This window comes from Natronoarchaeum sp. GCM10025703, assembly GCF_042661985.1.
In the GTDB taxonomy this organism is placed as follows: domain Archaea; phylum Halobacteriota; class Halobacteria; order Halobacteriales; family Natronoarchaeaceae; genus Natranaeroarchaeum.
The window spans coordinates 532,919-545,209 of the sequence record NZ_JBHSZF010000001.1; the positions used below are offsets into that span (position 1 = coordinate 532,919).

The following is a 12,291-nucleotide window of genomic DNA, read 5'->3' on the forward strand; positions in this document are numbered from 1 at the left end:
CTTGAAACCTGCCTTTCCTAGATGGCGATCATCGTTACACCGGCCACGGCAAGCACCGCAGCGACGATCCGGATCCGGAAGTGTTCTTCCCCGAGCACGACGCCGCCGAGGATCACCGCGACGATGGCCTGTGTGTTCACGATCGGCGAGGCGATGCTCGCCGGAATCAGCGAGAACGCCAGAGTCGTCGTGTGCTCGCCCAGCGCGACGATCACACCCGCCCCGGCGAGTTTGGGCAGGTCGGCGCGCAGGGTATCGGGGACGTTCTGTACCGCCGAGGGGAGAAAGACGAGGAGGACGCCGGCGAGCAACAGCGGCACCCACAGTGCGGTCGGCACCGCGAGTTCCTGGAGAACGACCCGCCTGCCGACGTCGGTGACCGCAAACAGCATCGCCGAGAGCAACGCCAACTGTGCCGGACGGGAGTGGGCGGCGCGCCGGATCGGTTCGAGCAGGCTCCCGGCCCGGTAGTTCGCCACGTAGACTGCGAGCGTCGCGACGACCACGCCAGTGACCTGCAACAGCGTGAGGAACTGGCCCAGCAGGAGCACCTCGATTGGGAGCACGAAGACGGGAACGATCTTGTTGATCGGCGCGACGTAGGAGACCTCGCCGGTCTGGATCGCGTACAGAAAGAGGATGAACGCGCCCGCGGTGCTCAGGATCGTCAGTGCGATCACGATGACGTGTTCGAGGCCAGCCCCGGACAGCGAGGCGGCGTCGCCGTTGGCGAGCCCTCTCGCCGTTATCGGCGCGTAAAACAGGATCGCGAAGGCGTTCACACAGACCGCGAGCGTCGTCGCCGGGAACTCGTCGAAGTAGCGCTTGAGGACGAACAGGTAGCTCCCCCAGACGAACGCGGCGAGAATCGAGTAGACAATGCCGATTTCCATCGAGTTACCACCCCAAGCCGCTCGAATCGACTGTCGGCTTCGCCAGGAAAATCATACCAGGAAATTGCCTGTGATCTCTGAAACATCCGTCGAAACCCCGTTTGGATGCCTTGCAGTGTAGCGGTCCCATCGCAAGCGTTTACTTGGCCGGTACAGTAGCTCTCGCCATGGCTCACTGTCCACTGGCGGATGACTGCCCGAGTTTCTCCGAACGCATCGAAGGGATGGGATGTAGCCACTACGGCGACCGTGGTGGCAAGGAGTGGTGTAACCACTACGGTCAGCCGATCTCCGAACTGAAGACGCAGCCCGTCAAACCAAACGAAGAAGTCGTCGTCGACGTGACCGACATCCACGAGAGCGGTGCCGGCGTCGGCCGGACCGAAGACGGATTCATCATCCTCGTCGATGGAATCCTTCCCGAAGCCCGCGCACGCGTCAAGATCACTAACGTCCACTCCAACCACGCCCAGGGCGAGGAGGTAGAGCGACTCCCGATGGACGAGGAGGAGGAAGACGAAGAGACCGAGGACGCCGATGCCGACGACGAGGAGACGTCGGACCGCGAGCGAACTGATCCGACCGACCGCAGCCCACAACTCGGAAGTCGCGAAGACTTCTGGGGCTCGTAAGCGGCAAACGTCCCGACCCGCCAGCTCTGGACAGCCACCGGCCCGCGATTCTATCGGCGACATACCCACTTGCGTTCTTCCCGTTGCATCCGCCTTATTAACGCTTGTTTGGCGAATACTGCTCACATACGTTACTTTTTTTATGCCTCATTAAAACGATAGCTGTATGGCATCTGACAGAGGAGTACCAAAATACAGCCGCCAGGACCTGCGGAAGGCAACGCGCTTTACCGATGGGGACTACCGGGGTATCAATCCCCGTGAGTTCTACCGGCGACTGAAACGACGGCTCGAAGAGATCCAGACGAAAAACGACTTCAAGTACGAGACGGTCGGGACACAGGACTCTGATCTGGACATCATCAGCGAGGAAGTCGGCCAGAAGACCGGGCGCCTCGACGGCCGGCTCATGGCGGAATCGGACTGGGGCATGCTCGGCACCGGCAAGATCGAATACAAACCGTACGGCCCCCACGGGGCACTTATGATCGTGATCGGCCTGCTCGTGGCCGTTGCCACCGGACTCGCCGAGGAACTCGTGTACGCGGCCCTCGGTGGGGTACTCGTCGTCGCGGGGATCTACCTGTATTTCAAGACCGAGACTGGGGAGTTCCCCGTCGCTGAAAGGACATCATCCGGATTCTGATGACTGGCGAGGTTAGCGAACGAACCATCGAGGACACCGACGAGGAACGGACCGACATCTTCGCGAATATGAGTGTCATCTACGCCGGTGACACGTTTGTCAACGTCTACACCGGCCGGATGAGCTCGAACATCGACGCCGACTCCTTCGAGGAACTCGACTGGACGCTCGGCCGCCAGCTATCGAAAACCGTCCAGGAGTGGCACGACGACATCGTCTCAAGCGAGCACGCGCTCAACCCTAGCTCCGGATTCATCGACCATCTCGGCGCGTGGTCGAACCGCGACACCTCGAACCGCCGATACAAGAATACGATCGATCAGGTCCAGTCACGTATCAACGGCTCGTTCGACGTCCGACTCGCGTACACCGAAACGCTTCTCGACGAAGTCGAGGCCGACGTGCGCGACGATGTCGCTGACCAGCAGGAAGCGATCAACGCGGAACTCGAAGAGCTTTCACAGGAGATGGAGGTCTACGTCGAGCGAGAAGGGCTCAAACACACGCAGTAATCGCAGTTCCGCCGTATCCGTCAATTATATTATTTCCGATTACAGTGTTAGTCTATGTCACATATCAAGGGAACTATCCACGGACTCGCTTCGATGGGTGCGATCATCCTCGCCGGCCTGACCAACAATCTGCTCACGGAACACGTCGGCGTCGTCGAGCGCCTCTCGGAACTCTCCGTGCGGCTACTGGTCGAGACCGCACGGCTCCCGGTCGACGAGGGCGTGGCCCGGATCGTCATCCCGGCGGGCCTCGTCGTGGGCCTGTGGGTGTTTCTCTTCGAACTCAAACAGGTGACAAACGAGGGTTAGCTCTCGCCAAGCCCCGCGAGTGCGCCGCCGATCCCCCTGCAATGATCGGATACCCGAGTCCGCGCAGGACCGCATCGGACATCGCTGGACCGACGCTGACGAGTCCGTCGGCGCTCTCGACGGTTGCAAAGGCCAGACTGAGACAGAACAGTCCGCCGTAGCCGATCACGACGAACGCACCGCCCATCGCTCCCTCGACGGGGTTGCTCACGCCGGCGCGCCGAGCCAGAATCAGCCCACACAGGCCCAGGGCGACCGCCGGTACGGCGAGATACATCGTCTCGGTGGCGCTCGGAATCGTCGCCCAGTACTCCAGAAACTGTATCGACTCCGTCCGATCGCCCAGATCGAACTGGATCGGGACACCGTGGCCTGCATAGAACACCCAGAGCACCGCTTCGACCATCGGCTCCGACCCGAACTGTGCGCTCGACAGTGCGTTATCGACCAGTTGTATCTGTGCTTCTAGCTGCTGATCTACGTACTGTTCCGGGTTGTTCGGTGCCGTCGAGGCGTGATAGGCGCCCAGTCCAGCCCAGGCGGCGAGGGTCAGGATCAGCCCGACGACCCCCAGATCAGCCCGCCCAAGAGTCCGGGTAGCCCGCCATCCTGGTGTGAGGTGCCAGTTGTTTCAACAGTTGACATGTGAGTGTATAGAGGTATATCGGGAAAGTAAATATTACGGCTCCAACAAGTAACCCGGAAACCGCCACGGCGACTCGATTCGCGGGCAATCCACTTTTGAGCACTGATGCGTTATTCTCTGTCATGACACTCGATGCCGATTCTACCGCACTGGTCGTCGTCGACATGCAGAACGGCTTCGCCCATCCCGACGGCACGCTGTACGCGCCGGGGAGCGAGGAGGTGATCGAACCGATCACTGGGTTGGTCGAGCGGGCCCGCGATGCGGGCGTCCAGGTCGTCTACACGCGCGACGTTCATCCGCCCCAGCAGTTCGACGGTAACCACTACTACGACGAGTTCGAGCAGTGGGGTGAGCACGTCCTCGAAGGCTCGTGGGAGGCCGAACTCGTCGAAGAGCTAATGATCTACCCCGAGGATCACGTCGTCGAGAAACACACCTACGACGCGTTCCATGAGACCGAACTCGACGGCTGGCTGAGCGCACGCGGGATCGACACTCTGGTCTTCTGTGGGACGCTTGCGAACGTCTGCGTGCTCCACACCGCCGGGAGCGCGGGCCTGCGGGACTACCGACCGGTTCTCGTCGAGGACGCTATCGGTGCCATCGAGGAGGACCACCGCGAGTACGCCCTCGAACACGCCGACTGGCTGTTCAGCGAAGTCAGCACCCGCGAGGACGTCGCTTTCGAGTGAGTCAGAGGAGATATACTGCGGGCGGGCGTATCCGCCGGAACGATGAGCGATGAGTCCATCGAACGCGACCTCTCGGACCGGCTATCGACGGCTATCGGCGCCGACGTGACCGATATCACCGAGCAGAGGGCGGCCTGGTCGGCCGCGTGTTTCGCGTCAGCCTCGCCGGTCGGGAGCCAGTCGCGGTGAAAGTCGACGACGTCCCGCTGGAGAACGAAGCGCGGATGCTCGCGTATCTCGCCGACGAGACGGCGCTTCCCGTCCCCGCGGTCCACCACGTCGAATCGGGGCTGCTGGTGATGGAGTACGTCGACGGCGACGGTATCTTCGACGAGCGGGCCGAGCGCGCGCTCGCCGATCATCTCGCCGCGCTCCACGACATCTCGGCCGACGCCTACGGCTTCCCGTTCGACACGCTTTCGGGGCCGTTCCTCCAGTCGAACCCGTGGGCCGACTCGTGGATCGACTTCTTCAGAGACCAGCGCCTGCTCCCGTTCGCGCGAGCGGCCAGCGACGACGGGTCGCTCTCCAGTGACGGGTTCGAGCGCGTCCAGGCGCTTGCCGAGCGCCTCGACGACCTGCTCGTCGAACCGGCCGAGCCAGCACTGCTCCACGGCGACCTCCATCCCGGCAACGTCGTCGTCGGCGACGGGGCGGTACAGGCGGTGATCGATCCGGCTATCTACTTCGGCCACGACGAACTCGGCCTGGCGTACGCGGAACGTTCGCCAGAACTCGGCGAGAGCTTTCTCGACCAGTACCGACGCCATCGGCCGATCCCGACGGGCTATTTCGAGGAGCGCCGCGACGTCTACACCGCGTTTCACGTGCTCGAAAACGTCCGGTACTTCGGCACGGAGATCCGCCCGCGACTCGACGAAGCGCTCGCGGCGGTCGGGGTCTGATTCGGTCGTAGATCGGGCAGATTCCTGACAGCGGCGCCCCCGGATAGAACGCCTTATGGGGCCGATGACGAACAGGGAACCATGGACGTTCAACACACCGCAGTCGCTGTCTCGGATCTCGATGCGACGAAAGCCTTCTACGAGGACGGACTCGGACTGACTCACGATCAGGACTTCTACGCCGGCGAGACGCACCACTACTACGTCACTGGCGACGAACTGGATACCGCGATCCAGTTCGTCCACGAGGAGGGGCAGTCGGTCTCCCCTCGGGCATCGTCCACCTCGCGGTCCGTGTCGAAGACGTCGAGGCGACCGTCGAGGCGCTCGTCGCGGCCACCGACTGCCCGGTGACCAACGGACCACTCACCATCGAAGCGGCCGGTGCTCGCGCCGCCTTCGTCGAGGACCCCGACGGCTACGAGGTCGAGATTTTCTCGCCGCTCGAATAGATCGGCTTACTCGATCCTGACGCGCACGTCCTCGCCCACCGGGAACGTCGTGTCCGGACAGATCAGTTTCGCACCGAAGGTCTCCCGGTCGGCGAACAGCGCGATGCCGGTGATGGGTTCGTCGTTCGCCAGCACGCTCACGTCGTCCCACGCGACGTCACGGCCCGTCGCGACGCCGACGCGGCGTCCTGCCAAGTCGACCTCGGCGTCGTCCGTACTCGCGCCGAGCAGTCCGCCACAGTCGTAGTGTGGGAAGCCGCCGTCCAGCACCGCTCGCCCGCCGAGTGTCCCCATCCCGACGAACTGCTCGCCCGGTGCGGGATGGGCGGGTGTGTCCAGAATCGCATAGGTGTCGCCGCGCTCTGTGACGCGACCCGTCCCGTCCCACGAGAGCGGTTCGACGTCGACCGCTGGCTCGATCCGGATCGATCCCGACGCCCTGAGCGGGTCGGCATCGCGCGGCCGGAAGCCGACGTGGAGGTGGTTGTCGACCCAGGGTGCGAAAAAGCCCGCGCGGATCGGCCGCCCCAGCGAATCCCCGACCGCGACCTGCGTGCCCGGTTCGACGCCCGGATCGACGTGCATGACGCGAGCCAGGTGACTCCCGGTGTCGATTACGATCAGGTGATCCTCGTCGGCGGCGTAGGACTTCGGCGGCGCCTGGACGCTCCGAACGAGTTCGACCGTGCCCGCAACGGGGCTTGGCGCAGCCGTGGCGTCGGCGTCGGGATACAGATCGACCGCCGATCCGGTGTCGTGTGCGGTGTAGGGAGAGTTGTACAGCGAGAACCGGCGATACCGGTCGAGGACTCGCCCGGGCAGAGTCACCATCGAACCGATTTTAGCATGGGGCTCCCTAACACGTGTCGATGCGTCTCGTTCGCGGCCGCGCGGCGACACCGACCACCGACCGAGAAGCCACGGCGGCGATGCTTGATCGGACGGCAACGGACCGACAGCCCTCGGTTCGCGTCTGGACGCCCCATCGCCAGGTCGCGTTCGGGCGTCGTGACGCCGCTTGCGAGGGCTACGACGCCGCCCGCGCCGCGGCGACCGAACACGGGTTCGTGCCAACCGAGCGGAGCGTCGGCGGTCGTGCCGTCGCCTACACCGGCACCACGATAGCGTTCGCCCACGCCCGCCCGATCGATGACCTCCGGCGCGGCCTCGGCGAGCGGTACGACGCCGCGACGGCCACTGTCCGGCAGGCGCTGTCGAGTCTCGGCGTCACCGTCTCGGCGGGGGAACCCGCGGAGTCGTTCTGCCCCGGTTCGCACTCGCTCCAGGCGGCCGGCAAACTCGCCGGTGTCGCCCAGCGAGTCCGGGCCGATGCCGCACTCGTCTCCGGTGTAGTCATCGTCACCGATCGCAAGGAGATAGCCGACGTTCTCTCGCCCGTTTACGACGCGCTCGGCGCCCCGTTCGACCCGAAATCGGTGGGTGGCGTGGCCCACGCCGGCGGTCCGGACGATCCGGATCTCGTGGTGCGAGCGCTCGAAGATGCGTTCGTCGACGGCGACCCGCGACCGATTCTCTCGGTCGACCGATTTCTCGACGACTAGAACAGTCCGGCCAGCGTTACGAGGCTCTCGATTCCGATGGCGAGTGCAACCAGCGCGCCGCCGTAGACGGCCGACCCAGCCATCGACCACGCTGAGAACCGATAGCACGGGGTGTCCGACATCGCGGTCGGGACGATCAGCGATCCTCGCACGACCGGGAGGACGTTCGTCACGGCGACGGCGGCGGGTCCCCAGCGGTCGAGCAACCCCGTTGCCCGATTCATGCGATCGGCGTCGATCGGTACGTGTTCCATCTCGGCGAGGTCGATGCCGTACCGTCTGACGAGCAAGAACAGGACCGACTGGCCGACGGTCGCTCCGAGGACGGCGGCGGCGAGCACTGGCACGAAATCGAGCAGGTTCGTCCCGGCCGCCACGACGACTGCCACGAACAGCGTCCGCGTCGGGATCACCTTCCCGACGAGCGCACCCTCCAGTACGAAGACCAGAAAGAGCACTGCGATGCCGTAGTGATCGATGATGTCGATCACCGGGCCCGCTACCGCATCTATCATTTCAATGCTGAAATAGGTCTCTGCGTATATAGCTCTTCTATTCCGGCCGAGCGCGGGCATTCGGGACGTTTAGGAACCCCGACGACCCAGTGTTGGTATGCTCATCACGAACGCCCTCCTGCCGGACGACCGCGAGGTCGACGTCCGGACCGAGAACGGGCGCATCGCCGCCCTCGAACCATCGCTCGACGGGTCGGCCGATATCGACGCGGACGGCAAACGGCTCTTCCCGGGCGCAATCGACGTCCACGTCCACTTCCGACAGCCGGGGTACTCCCACAAGGAGACCTGGGAGACCGGTTCGAAAGCGCCGCGGCCGGCGGCGTGACGACTGTCGTCGACCAGCCAAACACCGACCCGCCGACGATAGATGGCGAAGGATTCGACCGGAAGGCCGAACTCGCCGCCGCCTCCTACGTCGATTACGGCATCAACGGCGGCGTCACCGCCGACTGGACTCCCGAGGAGTTGTTCGACCGGCCGCTCTTTGCGCTCGGCGAGGTGTTTCTCGCTGACTCGACCGGCGACATGGGTATCGATGCCGACCTGTTCGCCGAAGCGGTCGAGCAGGCCGGCGAACGCGACACGACCGTGACCGTCCACGCCGAGGACGCGACGCTGTTCGACGAGTCGGTCCAGGAGATGCCAGCCAACGGTACCGGCCCGGACGCCAACGCCGACCTGTGGAGCGCGTTCCGCACCGCGGAGGCCGAGGAAGCCGCAGTCGAGCGCGCTATCGAGGTTGCAGGCGACACGGGGACGGACGTCCACATTGCCCACACCAGCACGCCGGAGGGTATCGAGGCCGCCGTCGACGGCGGCGCGACCTGTGAGGTCACGACCCACCACCTGTTCCTCTCGCGGGAGGATCTGGACGACCTCGGTACTCATGGCCGGATGAACCCGCCGCTCCGTGACGAAGAGCGCCGCCGGGACGTCTACGAGGCGGTCGCCGACGGCACCGTGGACATGATCGCCACCGACCACGCACCCCACACTCGCGACGAGAAAGACGCCGGCATCTGGGATGCGCCGAGTGGCGTCCCGGGCGTCGAGACGATGCTACCACTGCTCCTGGAGGAAGCGCGCCAGGATCGGTTCTCCTACGAACGCGTCCGTGACCTGATCGCCGCCACCCCCGCGGAGACGTTCGGCCTCTCCCGGAAAGGTCGTATCGAGGAGGGCTACGACGCCGACCTCGTGCTCGTCGACACCTCCGAGGCGACCGAGATCGACGGCGAGATGCTCCACTCGAAATGTACGTGGACGCCGTTCGAGGGGCGTCCGGGCGTCTTCCCCGAACTGACGATGGTCCGGGGCGAGGTCGTCTACCGCGATGGCGACTTCGGCGACGCCGCCGGCGAGAACGTCCGCGAACTCGACGGGCAGTAGCTACTCGGCGCTCGCGTGCAGGTCGCCGCCACAGTGTGGACAGTCGTCGGCGTCCTGGCGCAGTTGCTCGCTCGACGATCTGACCTCCCGCATCACCGCCGAGATCCGGTCCTCGGTGTCGAGTTCGTCCTCGACGTCCAGGTCGACACCCTCTACCTCCAGCAGGAACTTCGCGACCTCGGTGACCTCGTACATCATGTCGTCGAGTTCCTCGGCAGTGAAGAAATCCGACATTGCGCCGTAGAGAAACGTCGCACCCGCAGTTCGGACCTTCTCCTCGAACGAGGAGCGGGCCTGATTGACTGCCTGTGGGCTGTAGGTGTCGGTCATGAAGGGGACGAGTTCGGGCAGGTTCTCGCCGACCTTTGTCATCTCGACGCCCGTCTCGGTTCGGAAGTCCGCACAGAGTCGCGCGATTGCCCACTCGCGTGCCGTGATGTAGGTCCGGTCGCGCAGAAACTCGTTGACCCGGTCGTACTGCGCGCCGTCCATCTTGGTGAACTTCTCGTACTTTCGGACGTCGTCGGGGACCTGCGAATCAGTCTCCGGAACGGAGGGCTGTGGCGAACTCGACGATTCGGTGTCGTCCGGTTCGGTCTCCTCGTCCACCTCGTGGTCCTCCTCCGATCGCTCGTCGTTCGGGCCTACTCGCTCTGTCATGTCCTGCCCTTGCCGAGGCGTCGGCAAAAGAATTGCCGTCGTGACGGGGCGTGGAGCGGGACAGCGCTCGAAGGAAACGCATTTGCGTCCCCGACCCACGCTATCTGATGATGGAACTCGCCGAGGTCCTCGCCGATTTCGAGCTTGCAGATTTCGCCGACGCGTTCGCGTTCGAGTCGTTCAACGAGATGCAACGCGAGGCCCTGCCCGGACTCCTCGGGACGGACGGGAACGTCGTCGCCAGCGCACCCACCGCGAGCGGCAAGACCGCGCTTGCCGAACTCGCGATCTGCAAGACGCTCGCCGAGGGCGGCACTGCCCTCTTCGTCGCCCCGCTTCGTGCCCTGACAAACGAGAAGGAAGCGGACTGGGAGCGCTTCGAGGATCTGGGCTACTCGGTGTACGTCGTCACCGGCGAACGGGATCTGAACCCCGGCGGGCGCGCCGGGCCGACATCTTGGTGATGACCCCCGAGAAGACCGACTCGGCGACTCGCAAACACGATAGCCGCCGCTACGACTTCATCACCGACGTGGACGTCTGTGTCATCGACGAGGTGCACTTGCTCGACTCGGATCGGCGCGGCAGCGTCCTCGAAGTAACGATTTCACGGCTTCGACGGCTCTGTGATCCTCGCGTCGTCGCGCTCTCGGCCACGATGCCCAACATCGACGACGTGGCGGCGTGGCTCGACGCCCCCGCCGAGACCACCTTCGAGTTCGACGACGAGTACCGGCCGGTCGACCTGCATGCGGACGTGCGAACGTACACGCACGGAGAGAACTCGTTTGCCGACAAGTACCGGCGGCTCTACCGGGCGATGGACCTCGCCGAACCCCACATCGACGACGGCGGGCAGGCCCTCGTCTTCGTCTCCTCGCGCCAGGACACCGTCCAGGCGGCCAAGAAGGCACGCGACGAAATCGCCGAACGCGACCTCGATATGGGTGCCCGTGGCGATTACGACTACCACAACGAGACCCAGCAACTGGAGAACGATACCCTGCGCAAGTCGGCGCTCGACGGCGTCGGCTTCCACCACGCCGGACTCTCGAAAAACGACAAGGACCTGGTCGAGGAGTGGTTCCGACAGGGACAGATTCAGCTCCTCTTCTCGACGTCGACGCTCGCGTGGGGTGTCAACCTCCCCGCACGCTGTGTCGTGATCCGGGACACGAAGTATCACGACCCGCTGGAGGGCGAAGTCGATATGAGCCCCCTGGACGTCCTCCAGATGCTCGGGCGGGCGGGCCGACCGGGCTACGACGACGTGGGGTATGGCTGGATCGTCTGTGACCGTTCGGACGCCGACATGTATCGCAAGCTTCTGCGGGACGGCAAAGAGATCGAGTCCCAGCTGCCGATGACCTCGACTCCCACCTCAACGCCGAGATAGCGATGGGTACGATCAACGACCTCGACGACGTGATGGGCTGGCTGGAGACGACGTTTTACTACCAGCGCGCACAGAGCGCGCCGGTACAGTACGACTTCGAGAGCCTGCGCGAGCGCGTCCGCGAGACGCTTTCGGAACTGGTCGAGGCTGGCTTCGTCGAGACCGACGAACTGGGCGTCGATCCGACGCCGCTGGGCACGCTCGCCTCGAAGTACTACCTGCGGCTGGATACCGCCGGACGGTTCCACACGGTGGCGACGGCGGCCGAGCAAGATGTCGACGCGGTGCTCGAAGCGGTCGCGACCGCCGAGGAGTTCGACAGCGTCACCGCCCGGCAGGCCGAGCGAGACGCCATCTCCGCAGTCCTGTCCGGCAAGAGCTATTCCGACGACATCGAAGCGGGCCAGCGGAAAGTACTCGCCATCCTGCACTCCTCGATGACTGGCTCGACGCCCGCCGATCTGACGAGCGACGCGTGGGTGATCCGCCAGAACGCCGTCCGCCTGATCTCCGCGCTCGGGGCCTTCTGTGAGCGCTTTGCCGGGCCACAGGCCGCCAACCTCGTCCAGCGCGTCGAAGCGCGCCTCGAAAACGGCGTCAGCGAGGGGGCGGTCGGACTCACCGCCATCGACGGGATCGGTTCGGGGCGAGCGAGCAAACTCGCCTCCGAGGAGATCACGACGCCGGGCGAGGTTATCGCCGCCGGCGTCGACGGACTCGTCGCCGCCGGACTCTCGGAGGGCGTTGCCGAGCGCGTCATCGAGTCGGCAGGCGAACTGCCGACCATCGAAATCGAGTGGGGAGAGTTTCCCGAATCGATCGCACGCGGCGAAAACGAGATGTGTGAAGTCACGATCCGAACTGTTGCCGGTAACGCCGCGGTCGGCGTCCGTGTCACGGTTAACGGCGTCGAGATGACCGCCGACGAGACCTACCTGAGCGACGAACTCGCCGTCCCGGTCGGCGTCTTTGGGGGCGACGAATCGCCGCTGGAGTACGCCATTGAGGTCTGTTTCCCGGAGTTGCCCCTGTTGCCGGTGCGGGACTCCCGGACCGTCGACGTCGAGTAGGCTCTG

The 12,291-nt window shown here is 64.6% G+C and carries 13 protein-coding genes and 3 pseudogenes; 11 read left to right on the plus strand and 5 right to left on the minus strand.

The annotated features are described in order from the left end of the window. Positions 1–17: 17 nt before the first annotated feature. The gene (locus ACFQH2_RS02920) at positions 18–893 is read right to left on the minus strand and encodes an EamA family transporter (protein ID WP_377056648.1); all 876 of its coding nucleotides are present in this window, start codon (positions 891–893) and stop codon (positions 18–20) included. Positions 894–1,060: 167 nt separating this feature from the next. Between ACFQH2_RS02920 and ACFQH2_RS02925 the strand changes: the two genes are divergently transcribed. The 4 genes from ACFQH2_RS02925 to ACFQH2_RS02940 all read left to right on the plus strand — a co-directional run bounded on the left by ACFQH2_RS02925 (position 1,061) and on the right by ACFQH2_RS02940 (position 2,992). After that, complete coding sequence (locus ACFQH2_RS02925) at positions 1,061–1,525, plus strand: TRAM domain-containing protein (RefSeq protein WP_377056650.1); 465 nt, start codon at positions 1,061–1,063, stop codon at positions 1,523–1,525. 166 nt (positions 1,526–1,691) lie between these two features. Further along, positions 1,692–2,171 carry a hypothetical protein gene (locus tag ACFQH2_RS02930; protein ID WP_377076437.1) on the plus strand — a complete coding sequence of 160 codons (480 nt, stop codon included), beginning with the start codon at positions 1,692–1,694 and terminating at the stop codon, positions 2,169–2,171. Beyond that, positions 2,171–2,683: a hypothetical protein gene (locus tag ACFQH2_RS02935; RefSeq protein WP_377076438.1), complete on the plus strand. Its 513-nt coding sequence runs from the start codon at positions 2,171–2,173 to the stop codon at positions 2,681–2,683. The genes ACFQH2_RS02930 and ACFQH2_RS02935 overlap by 1 nt, the downstream gene beginning before the upstream one ends. A 54-nt stretch (positions 2,684–2,737) precedes the next feature. Then, the gene (locus ACFQH2_RS02940; protein ID WP_377056654.1) at positions 2,738–2,992 is read left to right on the plus strand and encodes a hypothetical protein; all 255 of its coding nucleotides are present in this window, start codon (positions 2,738–2,740) and stop codon (positions 2,990–2,992) included. On the opposite strand, the gene ACFQH2_RS02945 is transcribed toward ACFQH2_RS02940, so the two are convergent. After that, the gene (locus ACFQH2_RS02945; RefSeq protein ID WP_377076439.1) at positions 2,967–3,398 is read right to left on the minus strand and encodes a hypothetical protein; all 432 of its coding nucleotides are present in this window, start codon (positions 3,396–3,398) and stop codon (positions 2,967–2,969) included. The genes ACFQH2_RS02940 and ACFQH2_RS02945 overlap by 26 nt on opposite strands. Before the next feature lie 362 nt (positions 3,399–3,760). On the opposite strand from ACFQH2_RS02945, the gene ACFQH2_RS02950 reads away from it, so the two are divergent. The 4 genes and pseudogenes from ACFQH2_RS02950 to ACFQH2_RS02965 all read left to right on the plus strand — a co-directional run bounded on the left by ACFQH2_RS02950 (position 3,761) and on the right by ACFQH2_RS02965 (position 5,690). Then, on the plus strand, positions 3,761–4,333 hold the full coding sequence (locus ACFQH2_RS02950; protein ID WP_377056658.1) for a cysteine hydrolase family protein: 573 nt from the start codon (positions 3,761–3,763) through the stop codon (positions 4,331–4,333). A gap of 42 nt (positions 4,334–4,375) precedes the next feature. Then, a pseudogene (locus ACFQH2_RS02955) lies at positions 4,376–5,238 on the plus strand (fructosamine kinase family protein). Between the two features lie 81 nt (positions 5,239–5,319). Next, the gene (locus tag ACFQH2_RS02960; RefSeq protein WP_377076440.1) at positions 5,320–5,592 is read left to right on the plus strand and encodes a VOC family protein; all 273 of its coding nucleotides are present in this window, start codon (positions 5,320–5,322) and stop codon (positions 5,590–5,592) included. Continuing rightward, entirely contained in the window at positions 5,514–5,690 is a 177-nt protein-coding gene (locus ACFQH2_RS02965) for a VOC family protein (RefSeq protein WP_377076964.1), read from the plus strand. Before ACFQH2_RS02960 ends, ACFQH2_RS02965 begins: the two co-directional genes overlap by 79 nt. Before the next feature lie 6 nt (positions 5,691–5,696). On the opposite strand, the gene ACFQH2_RS02970 is transcribed toward ACFQH2_RS02965, so the two are convergent. Beyond that, positions 5,697–6,521 carry a hypothetical protein gene (locus ACFQH2_RS02970; protein WP_377056664.1) on the minus strand — a complete coding sequence of 275 codons (825 nt, stop codon included), beginning with the start codon at positions 6,519–6,521 and terminating at the stop codon, positions 5,697–5,699. 38 nt (positions 6,522–6,559) lie between these two features. On the opposite strand from ACFQH2_RS02970, the gene ACFQH2_RS02975 reads away from it, so the two are divergent. Beyond that, entirely contained in the window at positions 6,560–7,252 is a 693-nt protein-coding gene (locus tag ACFQH2_RS02975; protein WP_377056666.1) for a lipoate--protein ligase family protein, read from the plus strand. Here the strand turns inward: ACFQH2_RS02975 and ACFQH2_RS02980 are convergent. Then, complete coding sequence (locus ACFQH2_RS02980) at positions 7,249–7,767, minus strand: DedA family protein (protein ID WP_377056668.1); 519 nt, start codon at positions 7,765–7,767, stop codon at positions 7,249–7,251. The genes ACFQH2_RS02975 and ACFQH2_RS02980 overlap by 4 nt on opposite strands. Before the next feature lie 97 nt (positions 7,768–7,864). Between ACFQH2_RS02980 and ACFQH2_RS02985 the strand changes: the two are divergent. After that, positions 7,865–9,159, plus strand: a pseudogene (locus ACFQH2_RS02985) (dihydroorotase). Here the strand turns inward: ACFQH2_RS02985 and ACFQH2_RS02990 are convergent. After that, positions 9,160–9,819 (minus strand): DUF5806 family protein, encoded by a 660-nt coding sequence (locus ACFQH2_RS02990; protein ID WP_377056672.1) that lies wholly within the window; start codon positions 9,817–9,819, stop codon positions 9,160–9,162. It lies immediately after the preceding pseudogene. Between the two features lie 110 nt (positions 9,820–9,929). Here ACFQH2_RS02990 and ACFQH2_RS02995 point away from each other — a divergent pair. Further along, a pseudogene (locus ACFQH2_RS02995) lies at positions 9,930–12,285 on the plus strand (DEAD/DEAH box helicase). Positions 12,286–12,291: the final 6 nt, after the last annotated feature.

Excerpts from the sequence above, each read along its gene's own strand:
- ACFQH2_RS02920 (WP_377056648.1), bottom strand. The coding sequence starts at position 893 with ATGGAAATCGGCATTGTCTACTCGATTCTCGCCGCGTTCGTCTGGGGG.
- ACFQH2_RS02930 (WP_377076437.1), top strand. The coding sequence starts at position 1,692 with ATGGCATCTGACAGAGGAGTACCAAAATACAGCCGCCAGGACCTGCGG.
- ACFQH2_RS02945 (WP_377076439.1), bottom strand. The coding sequence starts at position 3,398 with ATGGTCGAAGCGGTGCTCTGGGTGTTCTATGCAGGCCACGGTGTCCCG.
- ACFQH2_RS02975 (WP_377056666.1), top strand. The coding sequence starts at position 6,560 with ATGCGTCTCGTTCGCGGCCGCGCGGCGACACCGACCACCGACCGAGAA.
- ACFQH2_RS02980 (WP_377056668.1), bottom strand. The coding sequence starts at position 7,767 with ATGATAGATGCGGTAGCGGGCCCGGTGATCGACATCATCGATCACTAC.
- ACFQH2_RS02970 (WP_377056664.1), bottom strand. The coding sequence starts at position 6,521 with ATGGTGACTCTGCCCGGGCGAGTCCTCGACCGGTATCGCCGGTTCTCG.
- ACFQH2_RS02990 (WP_377056672.1), bottom strand. The coding sequence starts at position 9,819 with ATGACAGAGCGAGTAGGCCCGAACGACGAGCGATCGGAGGAGGACCAC.
- ACFQH2_RS02935 (WP_377076438.1), top strand. The coding sequence starts at position 2,171 with ATGACTGGCGAGGTTAGCGAACGAACCATCGAGGACACCGACGAGGAA.
- ACFQH2_RS02960 (WP_377076440.1), top strand. The coding sequence starts at position 5,320 with ATGGACGTTCAACACACCGCAGTCGCTGTCTCGGATCTCGATGCGACG.
- ACFQH2_RS02940 (WP_377056654.1), top strand. The coding sequence starts at position 2,738 with ATGTCACATATCAAGGGAACTATCCACGGACTCGCTTCGATGGGTGCG.
- ACFQH2_RS02950 (WP_377056658.1), top strand. The coding sequence starts at position 3,761 with ATGACACTCGATGCCGATTCTACCGCACTGGTCGTCGTCGACATGCAG.
- ACFQH2_RS02925 (WP_377056650.1), top strand. The coding sequence starts at position 1,061 with ATGGCTCACTGTCCACTGGCGGATGACTGCCCGAGTTTCTCCGAACGC.